Origin of the sequence: Bradyrhizobium sp. SZCCHNGR1005 (genome assembly GCF_032489995.1) — a bacterium.
Classification (GTDB): Bacteria; Pseudomonadota; Alphaproteobacteria; order Rhizobiales; family Xanthobacteraceae; genus Bradyrhizobium.
Window position 1 is genome coordinate 1 of record NZ_JAUEZC010000015.1, and the last position, 25,086, is coordinate 25,086.

A 25,086-nucleotide genomic window follows, 5' to 3' on the forward strand; every position below is an offset into this window, starting at 1 on the left:
TCGAGCTCGCCGTAGCTCAAGGTGGCGTCCGCAAAGCGCAGCGCGATTCTGTCAGGCGTGCGCGCCGCCTGGATCGCGAACGGCTCATGCAATAGCCCTTGCGGAGTACCCGCCGCCGTGGCGTTGAATGCGCTCACCACCTGCTGCTGCTCGGCATCGCTCAATAGCGGCAGCGCCGAGAGTGGCCGGTCCGCATCGGCCACGATCGTGCTCAGCAAGTGCTGCAAATGCCAGGCCAGACGCGCGATCGCATCGCCGTCAAATCGCCCGCCGTCGTACATGATCTTCATCGCCAGCGTCTCGCCGACAGCGACCTGCAGCGCGAGCGGATAGTTGATGCGGTTGACCGCGCGGATCATATCAACGCGGACCGCATGATCCGCACCTCCCGCAGACATCTCGTCCGGGTAATTCTCGAACACCACGATACTCTCGAACAGCGGCGTTGCCGCCGGCAGCTCGCTCCAGCGCTGCACCTCGGCAAGCGAACTATACTGATAGTCGGTCAGCTCGCTCTGCCGCGCCTGTACCTCCTCCAGAACGTCCAGCACGCGCGCCTCGCTCGGCAACGGCACGCGTAGCGGCAAGGTGTTGATGAACAGCCCGACCGTACGCTCCACCTCAGGCAACTCGGCCGGACGGCCCGACACCGTGACGCCGAACACCACGTCATTGCTGTCGCCGTAGCGGCCGAGCAGCAGCGCCCAGGCCCCCTGCACCAGCGTGTTGAGGGTCAGCCGGTGCCGGCGCGCGAAGCTCTCCAACACCTCCGGGGCGATCGGCAACTCTTCGTCGTACTCGGCATAACGATCCCCGTCGAACGCCACGCCTGCCGCATGCCCGAATCCAAGGGAGGTCGGCGCGTCGAAGCCGGCGAGGCGCTCGCGCCAATAGGCTTCTGCAGCCGGTATCTCCTGGCGCTGCAGCCAGGAGATGTAGTCGCGGAATGGAGGTGCAGGCGCCAGTTGCGCCTGCTCACCTCGGCGCAGCGCCCCATAGACGGCGAATACCTCGTTCAGCAGAATCGGGATCGACCAGCCGTCAAACAAGATATGATGGCAGCACCACACGAACCGATGGTCGCGACCGGCGAGCCTAACAAGACACAGGCGCATGAGCGGCGCGCGCACGAAATCGAAGCCGCGTGCACATTCGGCATGCTCCAATTCTGCCAGTCGCGCCGTCTGCTCGGCGGCCGAAAGACCTTCCCAATCATGAAACGTGAATGGCAGCGCGGTGTCGCGCAACACGGCCTGAAGCGGCACGGCAAGATCCTGTCCGACGAAGACACTGCGCAACACCGCGTGTCGTCCGATCGAGAGCTCCCAGGCAGCTCGGAATGCCTCGATGTCGAGGTCCCCGAGCAAGCGACAGCTCAACGTCGTGACATAGGCGCGGGATTGCGGCTCATAGACGCTGTGGAACAGCATGCCCTGCTGGGTCGGAGTCAGGGGATAGACATCTTCGACACGATCAGGGCCCCCTACAGCCGCGAGCGCGCGATCGAGATCTCCTTGGGAGACCTCCACAAGCCGAGAGACTCCATCCGGCAGCCCATCAGCGTTCCGGCTTTCGTGCAGCGAGTTCGGCTCGCGCTCGACAGCGTCATCGCGCGTCACAACCGCCCCGGCACCTGCCGCAGCGGCAAGCGCCTCAATGGTCTGGTGCTCGAAAATTTGCCGCGACGTGAGCTTCAGTCCCGCCCGGTTGGCGCGAGCCACCACCTGAATCGATTGGATCGAGTCGCCGCCGAGCTCGAAGAAATTATCCTCCACCCCGACCTGATCGAGCTTGAGGATCTCGCACCAGATCGACGCAAGTATCTGCTCGCTCGGCGTGCGCGGTGCGACGAACCGGCCGATCTCAGGCCGCCCTTCCGGCGCCGGCAGTGCATTGCGGTCAATCTTGCCGGCCGGCGTCAGTGGCAGCGCATCGAGCATCACGATCGCTGCCGGCACCATGTAATCCGGCAATCGTCGCTGTAACGACTGGCGCAGGCGCTGGCCGAGTTGATGCGTCAGCGTGGCCGCGCCGGGATCGTTGGCGTAGGCACGATCGGGGCGGCACGAGGGTTGCGGCAATTGGACCGGCCCATCACAACGGCTGCGGTCGACAAAGACGACGTCAAAGCAACCATCGGCCGAAGCGGAGGTCCAGCTCACGCGCACGTCATAGCCGTACCGCTCGCCGATGTCCCAGAAGGTTTCAGGATCCTCGCCGGTCGGCACGCCATCGGCAGCCATCAGTTCGCCAATCCTGGCGTTGGATTCGCTGGCTTCCAGCCACTGCGACGCCGTGAGATCCTGCGCCAGCCGTCGATTTGGCACGTGCAGCACCGCGACACTTGGGGGTCTCTGCTCGGCGAGGATAGCGGCGAGCTCGACCAGCGAACATCCAGTCCAGTCCATCGATTGCGCGGCCGCCTGCGGCTTCTTGCCTCCGATATGCAGGACCACGTCGTAGCGATAGCGAGTCAGCTCGTTGTCGAAATGGCCGCGCCTGAGCAGGATCTCGACAGCTGAGATCCGTGCAATCCCATCCTGGAGGGCCGAGAAGAACGCCGGATCGATCGCGAGCTCCGTCTCATGCTTGGCTGCAGTGGCGGCCCGGCTCTTGATCTCTTCGGCGCGCGATCCTGCGCGCGCACGCGCAACCTGAATTGAACCATGGAATACAGGCAACAGACCAAAATGCCTGACGTCGCCGACGAAGATCCGGCCGCCGTCAGCAACGAGCGCCGAGGCTCCCGCGAGCACGTCGCGCAGGTAGTCGGTATCCGGAAAATATTGCACGACCGAATTGATGACGACAGTATCGACGGATACCGGCGCCATGTCTGAGAGGGCCGTGGCCTCGCGCTGCGCGAGTTCGACATGGGCGAGCTCACTCCGCTCCCTCGCCCACGCCCGCAAGCCGTCAATCGCTGCTGACGAGATATCCGTGCCACGATAGAGGCGGCTGATCGGCGCGAGATGCTGAAGAAGAAGACCGACGCCGCAACCGATCTCCAGAACACGGTCAGGCCTAAACGCCGCGATGCGCTGCACCGTCGTCGTGAGCCATTCGATCATCTCCGGTTCGGGGATCGGCGCGCCGGTGTAGCTGTTGTTCCAGCCGATGAAACTTGGCGCCTTCGCCTCCGGGCTGAGACCGTATGTCTCGTCGAACAAGGTCTGCCATTGCGCAACGCTATCGTCGCCGTCGACGGTGACCTGCCGCCGCTCGGCCTTGAGCCGTCGAAGATCGGGCACGACATAGGCGACCAGCCGCTTGCTGCCTGGCACGTCCTCGCGGGCGATCACGGTGGCCTGCTCCACGCAAGGCTCCGACCGCAGCGCGGCCTCAATCTCGCCAAGTTCGATCCGGAAGCCGCGAATTTTGACCTGATGATCGAGCCGGCCGAGATATTCGAGCTCGCCGTCGGCGCGCCAGCGCACGAGATCCCCGGTGCGATACATCCGTTCGCCAGGCACAAACGGGTTCGGCACAAACCGCTCGGCCGTCAGGCCGGGCCGGAACAGATAGCCGCGAGCCAATCCAGCCCCGCCGATATAGAGCTCGCCGGGTACGCCAATCGGAACCGGCTCGAAATGTTGGTCGAGCACATAGGTCCGCGTATTAGCCAAAGGGCGGCCGATCGGTGGCGTGCGCCGATCGGCGAGGCAGCGGAAAACGGTGGTGCAGACGCTGGCTTCCGTCGGACCATATGCATTGAGCACGATACGCTCGCCGAGCCAGGGAGCAATCATCTCACTGGTGCACGCCTCGCCGCCCACGAGGAGCGTCTTCAGATCCGGCAGGGATTCACCTTTCAGAGCCGCCAGCGCGGAGGGCGGCAGCAGAACGACGGCGATCCTTTGCTGCTGCAAGAGCATGCGCAGCGGTTCGCCCGGCAGCATCTCACGACGGTCGGCAATGACCAGCGCGCTGCCGGTGCGCCAGGTCATCATCAATTCCCACACGGCGGCGTCGAAACTGAAGGAGGCAAACTGCAGGACGCGGCTTCCAGTGGCGATCTGCAGCGGCGCGAGCTGAGCTTCCGCCAGATTTGTCGCGCCGGCATGGGGGACCATGACACCCTTCGGCCACCCGGTGGAACCTGACGTGTAGATCACATAGGCCAGATCTGCAGAGTCGACGGGAACGGCGGGCGCATCGGACCGCAGGCAGGCGATCTCGGACCAGGCCTCGTCGAGGCGAATCACCATGGCATCGTTGAATGGTATCCGATCGACGAGCGTGCCGTGGGTGAGCACCAGCGGCGTCCGCGACTCTGCGATCATGTAGGCAAGCCGCTCGGTCGGATAGTTGGGGTCAAGCGGCAAATAGGCCCCACCCGCTTTCAGGATGCCGAGCACCCCGATCACCATGTCGAATGAGCGTTCGAGGCAAAGACCGACGACGATGTTGGGACCGACGCCACGCTTGCGCAGATAGTGCGCAAGCTGATTGGCGCGGGCGTCGAGCTCTGCATAGCTCAATTGTTCGCTGTGACGGATCAACGCCGGCGCGTCCGGTGCCAGCGCCGCCTGCGTGGAAAACAGCTCGTGCAACGTGCGATACGCGGACTGCACCGCCGGCGTCGCATGCCAGTCGCCCAGGACTTTCCCGCGATCCGTTTCCGACAACAGCGGCAATTGCGAGAGCCGCGTGTCGGGAGCGGCGACCGCCCCCTTGAGCAGCTGCACGAAATGAGACGCGAAGCGCTCCGCTGTCGTGACATCAAACAGATCCGTCGCGTAGACGAGCGAGCCGACCAGTTGCCCGCCGACTTCCGTCATCGCGAGCTCGAGATCGAACCTGGCCGCCGTCTGCTCATCATCGAAGCGTTCGATCTTGAGGCCTGGAAGCTTCATCTGCTCCAGCGAGACGTCCTGCAGGACAAACACGGTCTGAAAGATCGGATGTCGGCTGAGTTCGCGGACCGGCTGCAACGCATCGACCACTTGCTCGAACGGAAGGTCCTGATGTGCGTAGGCGCCAAGCGCCGTCTGCTTGACGCGCCGTACCAGAGCTCGGAACGATGGATCGTCCGCGACATCGCTGCGCAGCGCCAGCATGTTCACGAAGAATCCGATCAATTGCTCCGTCTCAGCGCCTGCGCGGCCTGCAATCGGGCTTCCCACGACGATGTCGGTTTGACCGCTCCACCGCGCCAGCACTGCTTTGAAGCCTGCCAATAGCACCATGAACAATGTCGCGCTCTCGCCGCGCGCCATTGCCGCCAGCGCACTGGACAGCTCACGATCGAGCACGAACCGATGCGTTGCGCCGTGGAAGCTCTGCGCGGCGGGACGCGGGCGATCGATCGGCAAATCCAGCCCCGCCGGCGCGTCCGCCAGCCGGTCGCGCCAATACGCCAGCTGTGGCTGGAGCACGCGCTTCAATACCCATTCGCGGTGCCACACCGCATAGTCCACGTAGTGAATCGGCAGATCCGGCAGGGGCGAGCGTCGGCCCGCGGAAAAGGCCGCATAAAGGGTCGCGAGTTCACGGAACAACACACCGACCGACCAGCCATCGGAAATGATGTGGTGCATCGAGAGCGCAAGGACGTAGTCTTGATCACCAAGCGCAAAAAGATCACAGCGCAACAATCGATCATGAGCGAGGTCAAACGGCTGCTCGATCAATCGGCGCGCCCGCGATATTGCATCGGCCAATGCGACCTGATCGGCAACAAGATCGATTCGCCAGGGCGGATCGATCAGCTGACAGGCAACGCCATCCCGCATCACGATGCGAGTCCGGATGCTATCGTGCCGCCGTACGATCTCAGTCAGCGCCGCCGAAAGCGCCGCGGAATTCAACGGCCCCTTCAGGCGAACCGTGAGGCCGATGTGATAGGCCGGCCCCAGCCGGCCCAGCCGGTCAAGGAACCACAGCCGCTCCTGTGCAAACGAAAGAGGTAGCAGATGGCCCCGCGGCGCCTTTGAAATTCCGCTGGATAGATGCTCAAGGCCGCGCTTGAGCTTCAGTCGCAACAACTCTCTTCTGCTACCTAACGTTGCTTTAATTGGCGAGGCTTGGGGCGAGGTCTCCGGCGTAGACAAATCCATTGGTCGTCTGCTCCTAAGCTCGAACACTTCGCCTGAAGCGCCGCGTCGTGCGGCATCAATTCAAGCATCGGCCATTAGATTGGATAATCGCGATCTCAGATCGTGATTACCGGTATGGGCTTGCGCTATCGACGCTCTGCGCGCCAGTTGGATGCGCGGTTCTTCGACGAATAGCGGACCTGCACAATGCGCCGGCTGGTCAGACCGCCTGCGAGCCCAACTCGCGCGCGACGTCCTCGTCGCCCATCTGGGCGACCTCATCGGCCAGGCGTTGCAGCACATCCGCATTTGCCCAAAGCGGAGACGTACGCAGCCGAGCGTGCAGCTGCTCCGCCATCTTGGCGCAGTTACTCTCATGCCACAGCATTGCTGAATCAATCTGCATCATGAAATCAGTCTCGAGCTTGCTCTTCACCCGCACCAACCCGAGCGAGGTCACGCCTAAGGCCATAAGGGATTCACGACGATCAAGATCATCGGCATTCAATCCGATCAGTTCGCCAAAGATATGGCCAAGGTAGTTCTCGATCGAGCGAATCTGATCGGCCTCATCCTGATCCCTCATTCTGAGAATCAATTCGATCGGGTCTATTCGATCACTGCCCGCCGATGAGAGATCATCCTCTGCGCACCACTCCATTCGCACGGGCAAGGTTCCGTCGAGCAGCATCTCGCGCGCTTTGGACCTTTGGATCTTGCCGCTCGAGGTCTTCGGGAGCGCGCGATGATGCGTCAACACGACGCGGTCGAGTTCAATGCCATTGGCGGCGGAAATTGCCGCACGCACCTGCTCGATAAGAGACCCAGCGTCGCCGATGGGGCGCCTGGCCTCCTCAATCACCAGCACCGCACGTTCGGTCGCCTCATCGGCGACAGTGAACGCGGCGGCATCCGCAATATCGGACGCCGTCTGCCGCGCCGCGGCTTCAAGATCCTGCGGATAGAGATTCTGGCCGCGGATGATCATGACATCCTTGATCCGGCCGCTGACGTAAAGTGTACCATCCTGCATGAAGCCGAGGTCGCCCGTTCGGAGGAACGGCCCCTCTCCGCTCGCAAGACGGGCGTTAAAAACACGCGCAGTCTCCTCTGGATTGCGCCAATAGCCCGCCCCCGTAGTCGAACCGTCGATCCAGATCTCACCAACCATCTCCGATGCACATCTCTGTTTCGTCTCGGGATCGACGATCAGAATACGATGTTCGGGAGATGGACGGCCGCTAGACGGAACGCTGTATTCGTCATGCAGACCTTGCGCGCACTTCAGACCCTTCCGGCGAATTGCTGCGGACGAGACGACGGTGGCCGTCTGCCCCAATCCGACCGGACCGCCGGACACCAGCAGCGTCGCCTCCGCGAGCCCGTAGAACGGGCACATCGCCTGGCGCTTCAATCCATAAGGCCCGAAACGCTCGGCAAAATCTTCCATGGTCTGCAGCTTGATGGGCTCGGCGCCGCATCCGGCGACAGTCCAATGACGCAAGTCGAGCTCGGCGCATTCCTGTTCCGTAATCTGACGCAGACAAAGATCGTAGGCGAAATTTGGTGCGATGCTGACCGTGCCGCCATATTGCGAGATCGCCTCCAGCCATCGTACCGGACGCGCCACGAACGCAGCCGGCGGCATCAGAACCGACGTGATACCATGATAGATTGGCGTGCAGATGCCGCCGAACAGGCCGAGATCGTGAAAGTGAGGTACCCAACTGACCCACACCGACTGACCGTGCAGCGCGGTCTGCTTGCCGAGCAACCAGGCGTTCCGCGCGGCATTCCCATGCGTCACCATGACGCCGCGAGGACTTCCGGTCGAGCCGGAAGTATACTGAAGTACGCAGATCTCGTCCGGGTCGGGCATCACGATATCGTCGTTCGCGGCTCCGTCCGGACGAAGCTGATCGGTCACGAGCGTTCCGACAGAGCACCCCAATTCGGACAGGATGCTGCTGATGCGCGGCGCCAGTTGCGATGACGTCAGAACCGCAGTCGGCTCCGCATTGTCGATCAAGCCTGCGATGACCCGACTACTTCCCGATCGCCGAGGTGGGCTCAAAGGCACAGCAACTGCGCCAGCGTAGAGCACTGCGAAGAACGCGATCACGAAATCGATCCCGGGGAGATAGAACATAAGGACGCGATCGCCACGACCTATACCATTCGTCCTCAGACTCCCTGCCAGTTGAGCCGCTGCGAGATCGAGTTCCGCAAAGCTCAGATCGATTCGCGCCGATGACGCTGGAAGGAAGCGCAACGCGAGCCGTTCAGGCATATGCTTGGCATTGCGTCGCAACGCTTCAACCATCGTGACTGCATTGCCCGCGACTGAATTGTCCGCGACTGCGTTGCTCGAACTCGTCATCGACATCTGCTCCCCGGCCGAACTCATCAACGACGCGCACCATGGCCTGAGGGCGCGCGCAGCGGCTCATCGCCTCGATCATCGGCAACCGGTGATCGGACGCTGAGCATAATCAATGGATCGCGCCGGAACTGGTGGCTCCCACAGACTTCCGACGCAGAGTGGAGGCTACATGGAGCCTCTTGGCGGATCCGCCATCGGCGAGATCCTCGATTCGGAAAGAGCGCGACGAGTCTCCACAAGCGCCAGCCGCCCGCGCCGAGCAACATGAGAGACCGCAACATGACCGGCAGGATATGTCACCGCCCCTTTAGTCCGGACGTTTGACCAACCAGCTGCACCCATGATTAGCGCTCCATCTTGACGGCACTATTACGCACCGCGAACGCGTATCTTTCCGGGAGTCGCAAACAACACAGACCCTGCGGACGGATTCCGATATTCGACCCTGGATCGCATCACGATTCCAAGCTGACCGAAATCTCGTCGCTCGTCATGCGCGCTCAGCCATCCGCTTTCGCAAACTAAGCGGCCTCATATCAGTCCAGACGGCTTCGATGTACTCCAGACACTCCGCCTTGGAACCACGCTTGCCCACCGCTCGCCAGCCGGCGGGAACCGGCTTCTCGGCAAGCCAGATCGAGTATTGCTCTTCGTCATTCATCACAACGAGAAAGATCTCTTCATTTGATTCGTTTGTCAGAGTCATTCGAAACGTCTCACTTCTATTGCCCGCCAGATCATCGTGCGCAAAGAACAGCGACGCGTGTAGTTAGCACCCGTCTCGTCATGCATGCCCCAACAAATGTACGAATTAGTGGCACGCATGATCATATCGTCGTGTTCGATGAACTAAATACGATTCTAATGATGCGACCTATGGTTGCTACGGCGTGATTATCGACAATACGGAATTGAAATATGCCATAGCGATCCCGCGAGTCCGGCGCGTCAGTACGACAGATCGATGACTATCGGCGCAACGTGACATTACAGTTGATGATACGATCAACGGCAGCACTGGAGAGTTGACACCGATGTTCAACGCAGCGCCTCTTGGGCGAACCCCATCAATGCCCATTCGACTTTTTTGTTTCGCTCATGCAGGTGGAACCGGAAAATTATTTCGCTCCTGGCAGAAGCTGTTGCAGCCCGGCATCGATGTTTGCACTTTTGAATATTCCGGCCACGGAACCCGGATCAACGAACCACTGCTCGACACGATCGAACAGATCGCCGACTCTGCAGTCGAAGAAATCAGTTGCTCAAAAGACGGTCCGTACGCGCTGATCGGTCATAGTATGGGCAGCCTTGTTGCCTTCGAGACATGTCACGCACTTGCAAAGCACGGTCTCAAGATGCCTACCCTTCTCATCGTGTGTGGACATCGCGCGCCGCGAGTTCCACCAGTGACTCCTCCGCTACACAATGCTCCCGACAGAGAGTTCCTCGCCCATCTTCACGGGCTCGGCGCAACGCCGCCGGAAATCTTTGACGTACCCGATCTTCTCGATCTGATGCTTCCGATTCTGCGCGCCGATTTTCGCGCCTGTGAGACCTACCGACCGGCCCATCGTCCGTATTTATCGGTTCCGATCGCAGCCTATGGCGGACTAACCGACAGCGACACGAGCAAGGACTCGCTTCTCGCCTGGCAAGCCGAGACAACCAGTCGATGCATGGTTCGCATGTTTCCGGGTGGTCATTTCTTTGTCAGTGATTGCGCGGACAGCGTTGTCGCGCACTTGAAGCGCGATCTGCTCCAGGCCTCGACCGTGGTGCAAGTTTGAGTCCCCCGAGCCGGTCGGCCCCGCCTCCCCCGGCCAGTGCAGGCCGCAAGTCTACAACGAATTCCAGCCCTGCGACTTAACAGCGCATTCGGGCTGAACAGTTGAGCGGAACATTTGCTCTCAGCCCGATCTCCGAACACTTCCGCGCTGGCCCGAGACCCGCCACGCTGTCCAACGAACGAGAGCGTCACTGCATCAATGTTGAACCCGACCGGGCGTATATCGTTATCGATCACGCAGCTCTAACCAGAAGTCGGGACCTTTACATCGATGTCTGAAAGCCGGCGACCGCCACGCGATAGCCTATCGGCTCGCCTGTGGCCCCTGCTCGCCGGCAACTTCTTCATGGCCGACATGCAATCGGGAATCGGTCCCTTCCTCGGCGTGTTTCTAGTCGAGCGCGGCTGGACCAGTGGGGTGATCGGAACGGCCATGAGTATCGGCAATGTCGCGGGCATGTTGATCACCACGCCCATCGGCGGATTTATCGATGCTTCGCACCACAAGCGCGCCTGGGTGATCGTCCCCGGAATAGCTGTCGTCCTGGGCTCCTCGTCATCCTGCTTTCGCAGAATTTCTGGGCCGTCGCCGCTTCGCAGATTGCGACCTCGATCGCCGGTGCCGCGATCGTTCCTGCCGTGACCGGGATCACGCTCGGCATGGTCGGACAGAAAGGCTTCAACCGGCAGAACGGTCGCAACCAGGCCTTCAACCGTTCCGGCAACATGATCGGCGCAGCAGCGTCCGGGCTCCTGGGCTGGAAGCTGGGTTACTTCTCGGTGTTCGCGTTGTCGGCGCTATTCGGCGCAATCACCGTCGCCTGCGTGCTGCTGATCCGGCCTGGGTCCATCAATGATCATGCCGCGCGCGGCAACAACGAAGATGACCCGAAAAGTCAGCCCAGCGGGCTTACGGTGCTGCTTCGGCATAAGCCGCTTCTGGTCCTCGGGCTCGCACTCGCGGTGTTTCAACTCGGCAACGCCGCCATCATTCCGTTCTACGGCATCTCAGCCGTATCGAATGGTAAGGCGAATGGCCCGAGCTTCGTCGCAACCACGATCGTGATCGCCCAGGGTGTGATGGTGGTTGCATCCATTGTGGCGATGCGCATCGCGGAGAAGCGAAATTATTGGCTGATCCTGCTGGTCTCGTTTCTCGTCCTGCGCTGCGGGGAATCCTTGCCTGGCTCCTCAATGGCTGGGGGGGGGTGTCGTTCCGGTCGAGGTGCTCGACGGCATCGGCACCGGCCTGCAGAGTGTCGCGGTGCCCGGCATGGCGACCCGCTCACTTTACGGAACGGGCCGCGTCAATCTCGCCCAAGGCGCCGTCATCACTGTTCAGGGCGTCGGCGCCGCGTTCAGTCCCGCGCTAGGCGGCTGGGTGGCGCATTGGATCGGCTATTCGTCCACCTTTCTTGTCCTGGGTGGCCTCGGCCTCCTCGCCACGCTCGTGTTGGTCGCGCTCGGCGCCGCGGTCAAGCAGTATTAGCCCAGGCTGCTCGCACCGGCGTTATCGCGTCGGCGGAACGAAGTGATCATGCGCAATGGCCGTAGTTCCGGTCGCGGGATCGGTGGCCCTGATCTCGATGTCGAGCGGCACCGGGGGGATGTCGGAGCTCGATGCTTGCACCGACATGCGGATCTCTCGGGTCTGGTCCTGACCGACCTCGACGATCATGCGGCCATCCGCCGCACGTTCGACGCCCGCGACAGAGATCTTCGCATTGGGCAGACCGTTGACCTCGAGCACAACGTTGCGCGCTGCACGCTTATTGAGCAAGCGCACCGTATAATCGTTGCGCACCCCGCCGTCCGAAAGCTGGACGAACAATGGATTGCGCTCGTGCAGGACATTGACGCCGAGCGTACCGCGCGTGGCCAACGTATAAAGCATGATGCCGCCGACAATGACCATGAAGCTCGCGTAGATGACGGTGCGCGGACGAATCAGACGATAGATCGCCGGCTTCCCCTCCATGCGCCGCTGCACATTGATGTCGGTGTCATAGCCGATCAACCCTGTCGGCCGTTCGATCTGCTTCATCACGGTATCGCAGGCGTCGATGCACAGGCTGCACTGGATGCAGCCGAGCTGAATGCCATTGCGGATATCGACGCCGGTCGGGCACACATTGACACATTGATGGCAGTCGATGCAGTCACCGGCGGGTTCGCCGTGCTCGCGCGCCGCCTCCGCCTTCTTCACCGACATACGCGGCTCGCCGCGGTCGCGCTTGTAGGTGACGTTGAGCGCCCATTCGTCCGTCAGGGCGGCTTGGATCCGGGGCCACGGGCACATATAGATGCAGACCTGCTCGCGGGCGTGACCGGCAAAGGTATACGTCGTGGCGGTGAGAATGCCGATCCAGAGGTAGGCCAGGAATGGCGCCTGGAAGGTCGCGAGTTCCTTCACCAGAGTCGGCGCATCGGCAAAATAGAGCACCCAAGCTCCGCCGGTCCACCAGCCGATCATCAGCCAGAGGAAATGCTTGGTCGCAACCTGACGCACATGGGTGACGGTCCAACCCCGCTTATCGCTCAGGATTCGCTCACGGCGGTCACCTTCGACCCAGCGCTCGACCGCGTAAAACAGATCGGTCCAGACCGTCTGCGGACACAGATAGCCGCACCACAATCGGCCCGCCACCGCATTCATCAGAAACAGCGCCACGGCAGCCAGGATGAGAAGACCGGTGAAGTAGTAGACCTCCTGCGGCCACAGCTCGATAAAGAAGAAGTAGAAGCGGCGGTGCGGAAAGTCGATCAGCACCGCCTGATTCGGCAAACCTGGGCCGCGATCCCAACGTACGAAAGGCAGGAGGTAGTAGATGCCGAGCGCAATGCAGAGGATCGTCCATTTGATGCGGCGAAAGCGGCCGTGTACGGCCTGCGGATAGACCTTCTCGCGCGCCTTGTAGAGCGGGCCGACGATATAGGTATCGCCTGAATCAACCATCTTGCTCCTCGTTATCGTCTCTGCGGCGCATCCACCTGCTGCTCGCGAGCTCAGGAGAATGCGTTACCGCTCTTCAGGCCGAGCTTCTTGAACACGATCGCCGCCGGACAGAAGCCGGTGAAGGACGCCTGAATCATGTTCACCCCCGCAAAGGCCGTCAGTAGGTACCAGTACGGATTGACGGTCCAGCCGAGCGCGAGCCCGAGCAGGACGACCAACCCTGCAAAGCTGAGAACTGCTTTATCGACGTTCATGGCATGCTCCTGTGTGATTTGGATTGAGCGTGATCAAGCCCGGCTGAGGCCGGACAGAGTCCAGGCGACAATTCGTTGCGAATCCATCGCACCTGAAACGCGTGCCAGCTCCCGGCCTCCCCTCAGGAGCAGGAGCGTTGGAATGCCCGAGATGCCGAAGCGCGCCGAGACGTCTGGCGCTGCGTCGGAATTGAGCTTGAGCAAGCGGGCGCGCGGCTCGAGTTCCTGCGCGGCCCGTTCGAACATCGGCGCCATCGCCCGGCAAGGACCGCACCAGGGCGCCCAAACGTCGACGAGCAGCGGCAGGTCGCTGTGCGCGAGATGCCGTTTGAACGCGGCCTCGTCGACCTCGATCGGATGGCCGCTGAAGATCGCCGTGTGACATTTTCCGCATTTCGCTGCCGCGGGTGTGTTGGGGGTCTTTCCGACACTTGAGGGCAGACGGTTGATCTGCCCACAATGGCCGCAGACGACCTGGAAGGTCTCACTCATGTGCCGGTTTTGACCTCCTTGACCTTCGCGATGTTGAGCCGATCGAGCAGGAAACGCTCGTAGAACGGCTCCGGGGTGCCGCGCCGCATCTTGCGCAAGAAGTATTTCTCGAACGCGACCTTTGCGAAATGCACCCACTCACCTTTCGACGACCAGTTGACGTTGCGGGGCGGGATCTGGGGCTGCGCCAGAAAGGCTACGCCGGAGTCGCCGAAATCCGCGAGGCAGATCGCATTCCAGGTCGGCTGCGCCGCCGGCTCCCGGCCGCGCAGCAACGCGCCGATGTTCAACGCGGTCGCAGTCACCATCGATTCGATCATGAAACCGGTCTTCGGCACGCCGACCGGGACCGGTGTCGGTCCGATCGGCGGGATCGCGACGCAAACGCCGACCGCGAACACGTTCCGGAATTCGGGATTGCGCTGGTGCTTGTCGACGACGATGAAGCCGCGCGGATTGGTCAGCTTCTCGATCCCGCGCACCGCGGCAACGCCACGGAACGCCGGCAACATCATCGAATACGCGAACGGCAGTTCGTGGGTCTTACGCACGGCACCGTCGTCGTTCAGCTCCTCGACGGTCATCCGCCCCGCCTCGACCCCGGTCACGCGCGCATTGGTGATCCACTTGACGTGCTTCTCGCGCAGCTCGCTCTCGAGCAGCCCCTTGGTGTCGCCAACGCCGTCGAGACCGAGATGGCCTATATAGGGCTCGGAGGTCACGAAGGTCATCGGCACACGATCGCGCAGCTTGCGGCGGCGTAGTTCAGTCTCCAGGATGAAGAGGAATTCGTAGGCCGGACCGAAGCAGGATGCTCCCTGTACGGCCCCGATCACCACCGGGCCCGGGTTTTCGGCCAGCTTGTCGAAGGCGGCTTTTGCGTGCGCCGCATGATCGACGTGGCACACCGACTGGGTATGGCCTTGCGGCCCCAGACCCGGAATTTCGTCGAAGGCGAGTTCCGGACCGGTCGCAATCACAAGATAGTCGTAGTCCACGATCGTGCCGTCGTTCAGCTCGACGCGATCGTCGGCCGCATGCACGCGCTTGGCGCCCTGCGTCAGCAGTCGAATGCCCTTGCGCTTCATAGTGTCGACCAGATCGATCTCGATCTCGTCGCGCTTGCGCCAGCCGACCGCAACCCAGGGATTGGACGGCACGAAGTGATAGACCGGCCCTTCGGAGATCACCGTCAGCCGGTCTTCCCGCCTCACATGCGCCAGTAATTCGTAGGCCATCAGCGTTCCGCTCAGCCCGGCTCCAATCACGACAACTTCCGCCATGGTATTCTCCTCGGTTTCCGTTCTTCCCGTTCGCGCCACGTGAGCCGCGGCTTGTGTGATCTGGTGATCTGCGCTTGATTATATATTCGAATATTCGTATATACGCAATCATGAAAATTGACACCGACATCATGGAAGCGGCGGCCGACCAGGCGAGCAACCTCCTCAAGGCGCTTTCGAACCGGCACCGGCTTCTGATCATCTGCCAATTGATCGACGGGGAACGCCCGGTCGGTGACCTCGCCGAACTGCTGTCCTTGCGCGATTCCACCGTGTCGCAACACCTTGCCTTGTTGCGCAAGGATGGACTCGTGTCCGCGCGGCGCGATGGGCAGACGATCTATTACTCGATTGCAAGCGATCCGGCGCGTGAGGTGCTGAAGACGCTTTACGAAGTCTACTGCGCGCCGGCTCCTGCCAAACCGGCACGGAAGGTAGAGCAACGGCGGATCGGCCCCTTGAGACATATCAAGGGTTGAGAACGGGCCTCATGGCATGCGTGCGCAAGCTTCGCTGCCCGGGCGTCCTCCGGAACTGGAAAAACAGGATTAGCTAATGCGAAGATTGACGCTCCTGAGCTTGATGGCCGTTGCGACATGGTCCGCAGTGCCGGCTCAAGCGGAAACCCTGACGGCGGCGACGCGTCAGGTCACGGACGAAAAGGCTGTATTCGCTACCGTCGAGAGCATCAGCGTAGTCCCGGCGCGTGCGCGCATCGGCGGCACCGTGGCTCAGCTTCACGTCAGGGAAGGCGATGCCGTGACGCGCGGCCAGGCGATTGCCGTGGTCGGCGACGAGAAGCTCGTGCTGCAGATGAAATCGCTGGATGCACAAATCCTAGGGCTGCAGGCGCAGACGGATCAGGCCCAGATCGACTTTGACCGGATCCAGGGATTGGTCGAGCGCGGGACGCTGCCGCGCACCAATCTGGATCAGGCCCGGACCGCGCTCAACGTCGCGCAGAATAATTTGCGGTCCAAGACCGCCGAACGCGCCGTCGTGCAGCAGCAGCAGACCGAAGGACAAGTGCTGGCGCCTGACGACGGGCGCGTGCTGAAGAAGCTCGTGACCGTAGGATCGGTGGTGCTGCCCGGCGATCCCATCGTGACGATCGCGCAACAGAATTTCAAGCTGCGGCTGCGTGTGCCGGAGCGGCACGCGCTGTTCCTGAAAGCCGGCGACAAGGTCCGCGTCGATGCCGCCGAGTTGGGTGAGCAAGGCACGAAATGGGGCGTGATCGATCTGGTTTATCCGCAGATCGAGGAAGGCCGCGTCGTTGCCGACGCCATCGTCTCGGGCCTCGGCCAATATTTCGTCGGCGACCGCCTGCGGGTGTGGATCTCCGGCGGCACGCGCAACGCCTTCGTGATTCCGGCGCGCTATGTGACGACCCGTTTCGGGATCGACTATGTTCAGCTACGGCAACAGGATCAGACCGTCGCTGTGCCGGTGCAGCGCGGCCGCGAGCTGCCGAGCCCCGACCTCCCCGACGGCCTTGAAATCCTGTCCGGTCTGCGCGCGGGCGACCAATTGGTGCTGCCGTGAAACTCGGATTGTCGGGCAAACTTACCCAGGCGACGATCGGCTCGCCGCTGACGCCGCTGTTCCTGCTGGCGGCATTGGTCGTCGGCCTGATCGCGGTCATCGTGATCCCCCGCGAGGAGGAGCCGCAGATCAGCGTTCCCATGGTCGACATCCGCGTCAATGCGGATGGATTGCGCGGGCCTGACGCCGTCGAGCTCGTTACCAAGCCGCTCGAGACCATCGTCAAGGCGATCGACGGCGTCGAGCACGTCTACAGCCAGACCGAGGACGACCGGGTGATGGTCACCGCGCGGTTTCTGGTCGGCACCAAGTTCGAAGACGCCATCCTGCGCGTCCACGAGAAGATTCGCGCCAATCTCGATCGGATTCCGGTCGGAATCCCGGAACCCTTGATCGTCGGGCGCGGCATCAACGACGTAGCTGTCAGTGTCCTGACCCTGTCGCCGAAGCCGGAAGCCGCCGACCGCTGGACCGACAAGGACCTCTATGAGCTCGCGGATAAGCTGCGCGCCGAGTTGACCAAGGTCGACAATGTCGGCCTCACCTACATCTCCGGCGGCGGCGCACAGCAGATCCGGGTCGAGCCAGATCCGGAAAAGCTGTCCCTGTTCGGTGTCACGCTGCAGCAGCTCGTCGCCAAGGTGAAGGATGCCAACCGCTCCTTCCTGGCCGGCGACATCAGAGACGGCGGCATCGTCCGCAACGTCGCGGCCGGCCAGACGCTCGCCGGGATTCCCGACATCGGCCTGCTTCTGATCACCACGCGTGACGGACGCCCGGTCTATGTCCGCGACGTCGCGACCGTCGTGATCGGACCGAATCTCGCCGAGCATCGGGTCTGGAACGATGCCCGCAGCGGCGAGAGCCAGTGGAACCGCGTGCCCGCGGTCAGTCTGGCGCTGGCCAAACGCGCCGGCGCCAACGCCGTGGTCGTGTCGCATGACATCGCTCAGCGGCTGGAAGGCCTCAAGACGCGCCTCATTCCCGATGACGTCACCGTCACGGTGACGCGGGATTATGGCGAAACCGCCAACGAAAAGGCCAACGAGCTCCTGTTCCACCTCGGGCTTGCAACGCTCTCGATCGTCGTCCTGATTGCGATCGCGATCGGCTGGCGTGAGGCGGTGGTCACCTTCGTCGTGATCCCGACCACGATCCTGCTGACGCTGTTTGCCGCCAATCTGATGGGCTACACCATCAATCGCGTCAGCCTGTTCGCGCTGATCTTCTCGATCGGCATCCTGGTCGACGACGCGATTGTCGTGGTCGAGAACATCGCCCGCCATTGGTCCATGCACGATGGCCGTCCGCGCCTGCAGGCGACGATCGAAGCGGTCGCCGAGGTCGGCAATCCGACCGTCGTCGCGACGCTTACCGTGGTGGCAGCCTTGTTGCCGATGCTGTTCGTGTCGGGACTGATGGGCCCCTACATGGCACCGATTCCGGCGAATGCGTCCGCCGCGATGCTGTTCTCGTTCTTCGTCGCCATGGTGGTCGCGCCTTGGCTGATGCTGCGGCTCGCGCCAAAAAAGGACCCTGCCAAAACCGATGGCAATAGCGCGGGACACGCTGCACATGACGAAGGCCGGCTCGGCCGGCTGTACCGCAAGGTCGCCCGCCCGATCGTTGCAAGCAAGCGCTCAGCCTGGATCTTCCTGCTCGGGGTCGGTATCGCAACTTTGCTCTCGATGACGTTGTTTGCGACCAAGTCGGTCACGGTGAAGCTGCTGCCGTTCGACAACAAATCAGAGATCGCCGTTGTCGCGGATCTACCCGAGGGCGCGAGCCTGGAGGAAACCGAACGGGTGCTGTTCGCAGCGGCCGACATCGCCCATCAGCTGCCGGAGATCACGTCGGTCCAGGCCTACGCCGGAACGCCAGCGCCGTTCAACTTCAATGGACTGGTGCGGCATTATTACCTGCGCGAGCGTCCTGAACTTGGCGAATTGCAGGTCAACCTCACCGCGCGCGGCGAGCGCAAGCGAGCCAGCCACGACGTCGCGCTCGACCTGCGCCAACGGCTCAAGGCGGTGCAGATGCCGGCAGGCACCAGCATCAAGGTGGTCGAGGTGCCGCCGGGACCACCCGTTCTGGCGACGTTGCTCGCCGAAATCTATGGTCCCGATGCAGCAACGCGGCGGGAGGTTGCGCGCGAGGTGAAGAAGATCTTTGCCGAGGTGCCGTTCATCGTCGACATCGACGATTCCATCGGCGAGAAGCGGCCGCGCCTGCGGCTCTCGATCGATCAGGACAGTCTCGAATATTTCGGGGTCGAACAGCGCGACGTCTACGACACGATCCAGACCCTGTTCGGAGGCGTGTCCGTCGGCTACTCGCATCGCGGCGAAGAGCGCAATCCGATCGAGATCGCGGTCAAATTGCCGAAGCGCGACAAGGATTGGACCGCCGCACTGGCATCCACCCCGGTGCCCGCCAACACCGTGCCCGGCAGCAAGACCGTCGTCGAGCTCGGCCAAGTGGTCAAGGCAACGCAGGAAGAAGGCTCCCCTGTGATCTTCCGACGCGACGGCCGTTTCGCCGACATGGTGACGGCCGAGCTGGCCGGCCGTTTCGAGGCGCCGCTCTATGGCATGCTAGCGGTTGCCGACCGCATCGATGCGCATGACTGGGGCAAACTGCCGAAGCCGGTCATCGCATTCCACGGCCAGCCCGCGGACGAGTCGCATCCGACGCTGCTGTGGGACGGCGAATGGGAGATCACCTATGTGACCTTCCGCGACATGGGCGCGGCCTTTGGCGCAGCGATCCTCGGCATCTACGTGCTGGTCGTTGCGCAATTCGGCAGCTTCCGCCTGCCGCTGGTGATCCTGACGCCGATCCCGCTCACCCTGATCGGCATCCTGCTCGGCCACTGGTTGCTAGGGGCGCCCTTCACCGCAACCTCGATGATCGGCTTCATCGCGCTGGCCGGCATCATCGTGCGCAACTCAATCCTGCTGGTCGATTTCATCCGCCACAGTGGCGGCGAAGGCAAGAGCTTGCGCGACGTCGTCCTCGAAGCCGGTGCGGTGCGCTTCAAGCCGATCCTGCTGACCGCGCTTGCCGCCATGATCGGCGCCGCCACCATCCTGCTCGACCCGATCTTCCAGGGGCTCGCGATTTCGCTGCTGTTCGGCCTGGCCTCATCGACGCTTTTGACCGTGCTCGTGATCCCCGCGATCTACATCGCGCTGCGCTCGCCGGCGAAAACCGATCTCAAGCCGACCTCAAGGGGATAATCATGGACAAGAACTATACCGAGCTTTGCAGCGGGCTGTCCGGCAATATGAAGAAGCTGCGCAAGGGCATTCCTGACGTGATGCAGGGCTTCTCCGCGATGGCGCAGGCCGCTACCCGCGATGGCGCGCTGGACAAGAAGACCAAAGAGCTGATCGCACTCGCGATCGGAGTCGCGGCCCGCTGCGACGGTTGCATCGGTTTTCACACCGAGGCGCTGGTTCGGCTCGGCGCAACGCGCCAGGAGGTGGAGGAAACGCTCGGCATGGCGATCTATATGGGCGGCGGTCCGTCGCTGATGTATGCCGCTGATGCGATTGCCGCGTTCGAGGAATTCCAGCAACGGGCGACGGCTGCCGCCTGAGATTGGCCAAGGCTGCCGCGGGAAGACCCGGCTTTCATCCGCCTTCGTGCTGCCGTTTAGGGAGCGGTCTTCATACCACGAGTTCGGATACCGCGCCGGCGGCGTCGATCAGGTGAACCCGTTCGATACCGGCCGGCTGCATCAGCGACCTGATCTGAACCACCGGCATCAGACTGAAGGCGGTCGACATCGCGTCCGCGGCAGTCGCCGTCGCGGCGATGGTTGTGACGCTGCTGTAGAGATGTCCGCAGCCGCCGTTCGTCGGATCAAACAGATGATTGAAGCGTCCTTGCGGACCGAACCGGAAGCCGTATCCTCCGGACGTGGAGACGGCGCGGTCCTCGATAGACAGCACCGTTTGCGTCCGTCCGGGCGTGTCCGGATCGGCGATGCCGACCTCCCAAGGCAGCCCATCCGGACGCGCACCGACGGCCCGGCTTTCCCCCATATCGACGAGCGTGTGCGCAATCCCCTGGGCACGCAGCAGGTCTACCACCTTGTCCGTGACGTAGCCTTGCGCGATTCCGTTCAGCGTCACGGCCGTCCCCTTCGGCGCGACGACCCGATCGCGGCTGACCGACAAGCGGCGATAGCCGACGTGGGCAAGCACCGCGTCCATGGACGCCTTGTCAGGCCCCGACGGGTCCGCGTCCGGTCTTGAGAAATGCCTTGCGTAGAGATCCCAGAGCGGCTGCACAGTCGGGTCGAACAGACCGCCGGTCAGCTCCGAATGTCGCAACGAGGTCTCCATCAGTTCGACGAACTCGACCGCAGGATCCACGAGTATCCCCGTGCGGTTCAACCGTACCAAGGCGGAGTCCTCGACATAAAGGCTGAACAGCCGCTCCAGCCGTCGCGCCTCGGCACAGGCCGCAGAGATCAAACGCTCAGCCTCGTTCCGATCGGGATGATAGATCTTCATCGTTGCGACGGCGCCCAGCATCGTGCCGCGCCAGACGGCAAGATCGGCCTTCGCAGTCGCCTTCCGTCCAAGACCTGCAACACCAAGACCTGCAACAGCGCCGCTGATGCTGATGAAACGCCGCCGCGACATTGCACGCGCCATGTGATCCTCCTCAATCGAGCGAAGCACGATCCTTCTGCCCCGGACTCGCTCCGCCGCCCTCCTCGTCCGGCCCGAGCACATAGGTCTTCGGGACATCCGCAAAGGACACGATGCGGCCGCCGTTTTCATTCACGAATGTCTCCGCCGCGCTGCGATCCGAGAATGGGACAACCTCTTCGCTCCCCATGCCACCCTTGATCCTGCTGCCGATCACGAACAGCGCCTTACGCGCCTCCACCCAGTTATCCGCGCCAGGCTTGTCCCAACTTCCTGCTTTGCCCATGTCGGAGACATAGATCGCCTGGATGTCCTTCGGCTCGTCCGGAAGCACGGTGAAAGCAATCGTATCCCGCACGGACGAAAACCAGACCGGCTCGATCAGGCTCGCCACCAGGATCTGTCCTTTCGGACCCGGATGCTCCAGGACATTCATGCCGCAATAGTGCCCGATCGCCTCTTCTGTCATGCGATGGGGCGGCGGCATCCGCGCCGCTTGCTTCTCGCCGCAGCCAAGCAGCGCGATCGGAAGCAGGATGGCAAAGGCGAAGGAAAGACCCTTCATAGCTCTCTCCGGGAAAACGCAAACGCGGCAAGTCCGAGCGGAACCAGCGTCCAAAACAGCAGCGCGATCAGAAGCACGCCGGCCGACAAGGTCGTGCTCTGGGCAAGACCAGCCATACCAGCGAAGGTGCTGACATTGGCGAAGCCGGTCAGGTTGAACAGGCGATAGGCGTCCGTCGGGTTGATCAGCAGCATTGCATCGACTGCCGAGGCCGAGATGCTGCGCCCCTGGTCCAGGGCGAGAATTCCGAGCAAGCCCATGTCGTAGATCAACACCAGGAGAAGCCATAGACCGATGCATAAGCCGGCTGCGGTGCCGCGATCTCGCACCAGCGCACTCACCAGATAGCCCATCGCGACAAACACGGCCCCGAGCAGCACGGACGATCCGATCATGGCGCCGAAGGCTGCGAGGCTGTCGGGATCGATCTGGTTTCCCGCAACGATCAACGCGGCAGCTGCAATTCCATATCCGAGACAGGTCGCAAACGCGAGCACAGCCAGATGGCCGAGGAACTTGCCGACCAACACTTGCCAGCGTGCCACCGGGTAGCTCAGCAGCAGGAGCATCGTCCCCCGCTCCATATCGCCAACGATCGCGTCATGCGAGATCAGCAATGCGATCAGCGGAATCAGGAAGATGGTGAGGCTGGACAGGCTGACGATCACGACATCGAGCGCGCGCACGCCGACCGTACCGGTCGGCGCACTGCCGAGAAACGTGAGCGAAAGCGCGAGCCCGGCAAGCAGCAGGGTCGCGGCCAGCACCCAGCGGTTCCGAACCGCCTGATGGATCTCCTTCCGTGCGATGACCAGCGCGTTCATCCGGCCTGCTCCGCTTGCCGCAGGAAGTGCGCGTAGAGTTCATCGAGCGACGGAGGGACCACATCGAGATCGTCGACCGGCGTCCCCGCCGCGGTCGCGCGATGCAAGAGTCCGAGTTTCTGCTCCGGCGCAGCGTCGATCTCGACGATTTGGCCGTTGAGGCGACGACAGACGGCATCGACCGGCAACCAGGAGAGCGGCCCTGCAGGCGCTGAGTCCGAAACCTTGAGCCTGATGCGGGTCGGCAGCTGGGCAAGGCGCCGCAGATGGTCGATTGACCCGTCGGCGACCTTGACGCCCCGGTTCATGATGATGACACGGCCGGCCCGCTCCTCGAGCTCGGTGAGTGCATGCGAGGACAACAACACGGTCGCGCCGCCTGCGGACAGGTGCTGGATCACTTCGTAGAAGGTCTGGCGCAGCTCCGGATCGAGGCCGGTCGTCGGCTCGTCCAGCAGCAAAACGCGAGGATGCCCGATCAGCGCCTGCGCGAGGCCCAGGCGCTGGCGCATGCCCTTGGAGTAGGTGCCGACCCGCCGCCTCGCTGCATCGCCGAGCCCCACCGTGTCGAGCAGCTTCAGCGCCTCCGCGACCGGCTCGCGCTTCAATCGCGCGTAGAAGGCCTGTGTCTCCCGCCCGGTCAGCGCGGAATCGAAGGAGACGTTTTCTGGCAGATACCCGAGTTGCCGCCGGCCAGCGAATTGTCCTAGAGCGGGATTGTCGCCGAGCACCTCCACCGCTCCGCTGGTCGGTCGGATCAGCCCGAGCATCAGCTTCATCAGCGTTGTCTTGCCCGCGCCGTTATGGCCGATCAGCGCCACGAGTTCGCCCTGCTCGAGTTCGAACGAAACCCCACACACGGCTTTGATGCGCCCATACGCCTTAGTCACATCGGTCAATCGAACCGTGCTGCTCATCGCGCGCCCTCGGCCAGGCGATGCGCTGGTGGCGACATCAAGGGATGACTGTCGATGACCCCGCCCGGCAACAGTGCCGGGAACTGCGCCTGGGCCCAGCGGATCACCTGCACAGCGGGACTGTTGATCAGAAGCTTCGCGGCCGGCGCGGTCCAGAGCACGCGATCGATCATGTCGTTTGGACGATACGCCGTATCAGCAACGCCGTCGCCGTTCAGGTCAAAAGCCGGGTTGTCGCTCCAGTAATTGCCGCGTCCGTTCTCCGACCAGTCGAGATGGCGCGTACCGACATATTTCACCTGGTTGGAATTGTTGACGAAGGCGTTACCCGTGATCTCGTTACGCTCCGAGCCGGCGGTGAAATGGACGCCGATCTCGCAACCCTCGAACCAGTTGCGCGCAATCCTGTTCTTGTTGGTGTTGTAGATGAACACGCACTTCTCGGGTCCGATGCGTTCAGCCTTGCTTGCCGCCGGAGCGCTCGCGACCGATTGGGGGACTCCCTCCTCTGCCGCGCGATTATCCGAGGTCGCCCAGCGCTCCGCCGATTGCAGCCCGCCGATCACCGTGTTGTCTGTAATCTCCGAGTCGTTTGCCGCATTGAACAGGATGCCGCGATCCCGGTCGTGATCAGAGATATTGTTCCTGACGATCAGGTGGTTGGAAAACATGAAGGCGTAACCGATGATGTTTCCCTTCGAGACGTTGTTCGTGATCTCGCCCTCGTTCGCATACATGTAGTGCACGCCGAAGCGCAAATCCCGGAAGCGGTTGCCGCTGAACACGTTGTTGCGACTGGTGATTGCGAAGATGCCGTCGCGTCCGTAGCGGAAGTCGTTGTCGATGACCTTGGCGCCGGGCGCGTTCCAGACCGTGATCCCGTTGCCGGCTTCGCTCGTGCGCGCCTGACGCAAGCCGACGACGACGTTGCGACGCACGACCGCATCGGGCGCTCCGTGAAGATACATTCCGAAGAGATTGTCCTCGAGCCGATTGTCCTCCACCACAGCACCGCGTGCCGACTGCTCGATGAAGATTCCCGAATCCATGCCCTCCAGCGAGCGCCCGGAGCCGCGCACCTCGAGCCCGCGCACGATAGCCCCTGGCGCCGAGACCGTAATGACGCTGCCCTGTCCCGTGCCGCGCACAACGACACCGGGCGCACCCGACAGCGTGATCCGGCGCGTCAAATGCAGTGGCCCGCGATAGGTTCCGGCGGCAAGCCGCACCTCGTCACCTTCTGAGGCGGACTCGAGCACCGCCTGGAGGTCGCTGACATCAGGCGTTACTGAAAGCTCTGTTGCCAGGCTAGCGCGCGGGCCGGCGCCGGCGGCAAACGCAGCCAGCGCCAAGATCGCGATGTAGCGCACCCAACGCAT

At 62.5% G+C, this 25,086-nt stretch carries 19 protein-coding genes and 1 pseudogene; 8 read left to right on the forward strand and 12 right to left on the reverse strand.

What is annotated here, in order from left to right:
• The 3 genes from QXZ85_RS32420 to QXZ85_RS32430 form a co-directional block, all read right to left on the reverse strand.
• On the reverse strand, positions 1-6,059 hold a 6,059-nt coding region (locus tag QXZ85_RS32420), incomplete at its 3' end, for a non-ribosomal peptide synthetase (protein ID WP_315769579.1).
• 199 nt (positions 6,060-6,258) lie between these two features.
• The gene (locus tag QXZ85_RS32425; RefSeq protein WP_315769635.1) at positions 6,259-8,424 is read right to left on the reverse strand and encodes an AMP-binding protein; all 2,166 of its coding nucleotides are present in this window, start codon (positions 8,422-8,424) and stop codon (positions 6,259-6,261) included.
• 487 nt (positions 8,425-8,911) lie between these two features.
• Positions 8,912-9,127: an MbtH family protein gene (locus QXZ85_RS32430; RefSeq protein WP_315705457.1), complete on the reverse strand. Its 216-nt coding sequence runs from the start codon at positions 9,125-9,127 to the stop codon at positions 8,912-8,914.
• 328 nt (positions 9,128-9,455) lie between these two features.
• Here QXZ85_RS32430 and QXZ85_RS32435 point away from each other — a divergent pair, with 328 nt between their 5' ends.
• The 4 genes and pseudogenes from QXZ85_RS32435 (at position 9,456) to QXZ85_RS32450 (ending at position 11,696) form a co-directional block, all read left to right on the forward strand.
• Positions 9,456-10,208: a thioesterase II family protein gene (locus QXZ85_RS32435; protein ID WP_315705456.1), complete on the forward strand. Its 753-nt coding sequence runs from the start codon at positions 9,456-9,458 to the stop codon at positions 10,206-10,208.
• Between the two features lie 345 nt (positions 10,209-10,553).
• Entirely contained in the window at positions 10,554-10,850 is a 297-nt protein-coding gene (locus tag QXZ85_RS32440) for a hypothetical protein (protein ID WP_315705489.1), read from the forward strand.
• A pseudogene (locus QXZ85_RS32445) lies at positions 10,820-11,308 on the forward strand (MFS transporter); the annotation flags it as partial. The gene QXZ85_RS32440 and the pseudogene QXZ85_RS32445, both read left to right, overlap by 31 nt.
• 124 nt (positions 11,309-11,432) lie before the next feature.
• Positions 11,433-11,696: a hypothetical protein gene (locus QXZ85_RS32450; protein ID WP_410052724.1), complete on the forward strand. Its 264-nt coding sequence runs from the start codon at positions 11,433-11,435 to the stop codon at positions 11,694-11,696.
• Between the two features lie 21 nt (positions 11,697-11,717).
• Here the strand turns inward: QXZ85_RS32450 and ccoG are convergent, their stop codons facing one another.
• From ccoG to QXZ85_RS32470, 4 genes are read right to left on the reverse strand one after another with little or no spacing between them, the layout of a single operon-like run.
• On the reverse strand, positions 11,718-13,163 hold the full coding sequence (gene ccoG, locus QXZ85_RS32455) for a cytochrome c oxidase accessory protein CcoG (RefSeq protein WP_315705455.1): 1,446 nt from the start codon (positions 13,161-13,163) through the stop codon (positions 11,718-11,720).
• Positions 13,164-13,213: 50 nt separating this feature from the next.
• On the reverse strand, positions 13,214-13,417 hold the full coding sequence (locus QXZ85_RS32460) for a DUF2892 domain-containing protein (protein ID WP_315705454.1): 204 nt from the start codon (positions 13,415-13,417) through the stop codon (positions 13,214-13,216).
• A gap of 33 nt (positions 13,418-13,450) precedes the next feature.
• On the reverse strand, positions 13,451-13,909 hold the full coding sequence (gene trxC / locus QXZ85_RS32465) for a thioredoxin TrxC (RefSeq protein WP_315705453.1): 459 nt from the start codon (positions 13,907-13,909) through the stop codon (positions 13,451-13,453).
• Positions 13,906-15,192 carry an FAD/NAD(P)-binding oxidoreductase gene (locus tag QXZ85_RS32470; protein ID WP_315705452.1) on the reverse strand — a complete coding sequence of 429 codons (1,287 nt, stop codon included), beginning with the start codon at positions 15,190-15,192 and terminating at the stop codon, positions 13,906-13,908. The genes trxC and QXZ85_RS32470 overlap by 4 nt, the downstream gene beginning before the upstream one ends.
• Positions 15,193-15,323: 131 nt before the next feature.
• On the opposite strand from QXZ85_RS32470, the gene QXZ85_RS32475 reads away from it, so the two are divergent.
• From QXZ85_RS32475 to QXZ85_RS32490, 4 genes are all read left to right on the forward strand, one after another.
• Positions 15,324-15,671, forward strand: a complete 348-nt coding sequence (locus tag QXZ85_RS32475; protein ID WP_315705451.1) for a metalloregulator ArsR/SmtB family transcription factor — start codon at positions 15,324-15,326, stop codon at positions 15,669-15,671.
• 76 nt (positions 15,672-15,747) lie between these two features.
• The gene (locus QXZ85_RS32480; RefSeq protein WP_315705450.1) at positions 15,748-16,737 is read left to right on the forward strand and encodes an efflux RND transporter periplasmic adaptor subunit; all 990 of its coding nucleotides are present in this window, start codon (positions 15,748-15,750) and stop codon (positions 16,735-16,737) included.
• On the forward strand, positions 16,734-19,976 hold the full coding sequence (locus tag QXZ85_RS32485) for an efflux RND transporter permease subunit (protein WP_315705449.1): 3,243 nt from the start codon (positions 16,734-16,736) through the stop codon (positions 19,974-19,976). Before QXZ85_RS32480 ends, QXZ85_RS32485 begins: the two co-directional genes overlap by 4 nt.
• Before the next feature lie 2 nt (positions 19,977-19,978).
• Positions 19,979-20,338: a carboxymuconolactone decarboxylase family protein gene (locus QXZ85_RS32490; protein WP_315705448.1), complete on the forward strand. Its 360-nt coding sequence runs from the start codon at positions 19,979-19,981 to the stop codon at positions 20,336-20,338.
• A gap of 70 nt (positions 20,339-20,408) precedes the next feature.
• Here the strand turns inward: QXZ85_RS32490 and QXZ85_RS32495 are convergent, their stop codons facing one another.
• Genes QXZ85_RS32495 through QXZ85_RS32515 form a run of 5 tightly spaced genes read right to left on the reverse strand, consistent with a single transcriptional unit; the run spans position 20,409 to position 25,086 of the window.
• Positions 20,409-21,404: an FAD:protein FMN transferase gene (locus QXZ85_RS32495; protein WP_315769581.1), complete on the reverse strand. Its 996-nt coding sequence runs from the start codon at positions 21,402-21,404 to the stop codon at positions 20,409-20,411.
• Between the two features lie 10 nt (positions 21,405-21,414).
• Positions 21,415-21,966 carry a nitrous oxide reductase accessory protein NosL gene (locus QXZ85_RS32500; protein WP_315769584.1) on the reverse strand — a complete coding sequence of 184 codons (552 nt, stop codon included), beginning with the start codon at positions 21,964-21,966 and terminating at the stop codon, positions 21,415-21,417.
• Complete coding sequence (locus tag QXZ85_RS32505) at positions 21,963-22,790, reverse strand: ABC transporter permease (protein ID WP_315769587.1); 828 nt, start codon at positions 22,788-22,790, stop codon at positions 21,963-21,965. The genes QXZ85_RS32500 and QXZ85_RS32505 overlap by 4 nt, the downstream gene beginning before the upstream one ends.
• On the reverse strand, positions 22,787-23,707 hold the full coding sequence (locus QXZ85_RS32510) for an ABC transporter ATP-binding protein (RefSeq protein WP_315769590.1): 921 nt from the start codon (positions 23,705-23,707) through the stop codon (positions 22,787-22,789). The genes QXZ85_RS32505 and QXZ85_RS32510 overlap by 4 nt, the downstream gene beginning before the upstream one ends.
• Positions 23,704-25,086: a nitrous oxide reductase family maturation protein NosD gene (locus QXZ85_RS32515; RefSeq protein ID WP_315766067.1), complete on the reverse strand. Its 1,383-nt coding sequence runs from the start codon at positions 25,084-25,086 to the stop codon at positions 23,704-23,706. Before QXZ85_RS32515 ends, QXZ85_RS32510 begins: the two co-directional genes overlap by 4 nt.

What these genes read in the sequence shown, in the direction of transcription:
- QXZ85_RS32425 (WP_315769635.1), bottom strand. Translation starts at nt 8,424, where the DNA reads ATGTCGATGACGAGTTCGAGCAACGCAGTCGCGGACAATTCAGTCGCG.
- QXZ85_RS32430 (WP_315705457.1), bottom strand. Translation starts at nt 9,127, where the DNA reads ATGACTCTGACAAACGAATCAAATGAAGAGATCTTTCTCGTTGTGATG.
- QXZ85_RS32435 (WP_315705456.1), top strand. Translation starts at nt 9,456, where the DNA reads ATGTTCAACGCAGCGCCTCTTGGGCGAACCCCATCAATGCCCATTCGA.
- QXZ85_RS32440 (WP_315705489.1), top strand. Translation starts at nt 10,554, where the DNA reads ATGGCCGACATGCAATCGGGAATCGGTCCCTTCCTCGGCGTGTTTCTA.
- ccoG (WP_315705455.1), bottom strand. Translation starts at nt 13,163, where the DNA reads ATGGTTGATTCAGGCGATACCTATATCGTCGGCCCGCTCTACAAGGCG.
- QXZ85_RS32460 (WP_315705454.1), bottom strand. Translation starts at nt 13,417, where the DNA reads ATGAACGTCGATAAAGCAGTTCTCAGCTTTGCAGGGTTGGTCGTCCTG.
- trxC (WP_315705453.1), bottom strand. Translation starts at nt 13,909, where the DNA reads ATGAGTGAGACCTTCCAGGTCGTCTGCGGCCATTGTGGGCAGATCAAC.
- QXZ85_RS32470 (WP_315705452.1), bottom strand. Translation starts at nt 15,192, where the DNA reads ATGGCGGAAGTTGTCGTGATTGGAGCCGGGCTGAGCGGAACGCTGATG.
- QXZ85_RS32475 (WP_315705451.1), top strand. Translation starts at nt 15,324, where the DNA reads ATGGAAGCGGCGGCCGACCAGGCGAGCAACCTCCTCAAGGCGCTTTCG.
- QXZ85_RS32480 (WP_315705450.1), top strand. Translation starts at nt 15,748, where the DNA reads ATGCGAAGATTGACGCTCCTGAGCTTGATGGCCGTTGCGACATGGTCC.
- QXZ85_RS32490 (WP_315705448.1), top strand. Translation starts at nt 19,979, where the DNA reads ATGGACAAGAACTATACCGAGCTTTGCAGCGGGCTGTCCGGCAATATG.
- QXZ85_RS32495 (WP_315769581.1), bottom strand. Translation starts at nt 21,404, where the DNA reads ATGGCGCGTGCAATGTCGCGGCGGCGTTTCATCAGCATCAGCGGCGCT.
- QXZ85_RS32500 (WP_315769584.1), bottom strand. Translation starts at nt 21,966, where the DNA reads ATGAAGGGTCTTTCCTTCGCCTTTGCCATCCTGCTTCCGATCGCGCTG.
- QXZ85_RS32505 (WP_315769587.1), bottom strand. Translation starts at nt 22,790, where the DNA reads ATGAACGCGCTGGTCATCGCACGGAAGGAGATCCATCAGGCGGTTCGG.
- QXZ85_RS32510 (WP_315769590.1), bottom strand. Translation starts at nt 23,707, where the DNA reads ATGAGCAGCACGGTTCGATTGACCGATGTGACTAAGGCGTATGGGCGC.
- QXZ85_RS32515 (WP_315766067.1), bottom strand. Translation starts at nt 25,086, where the DNA reads ATGCGTTGGGTGCGCTACATCGCGATCTTGGCGCTGGCTGCGTTTGCC.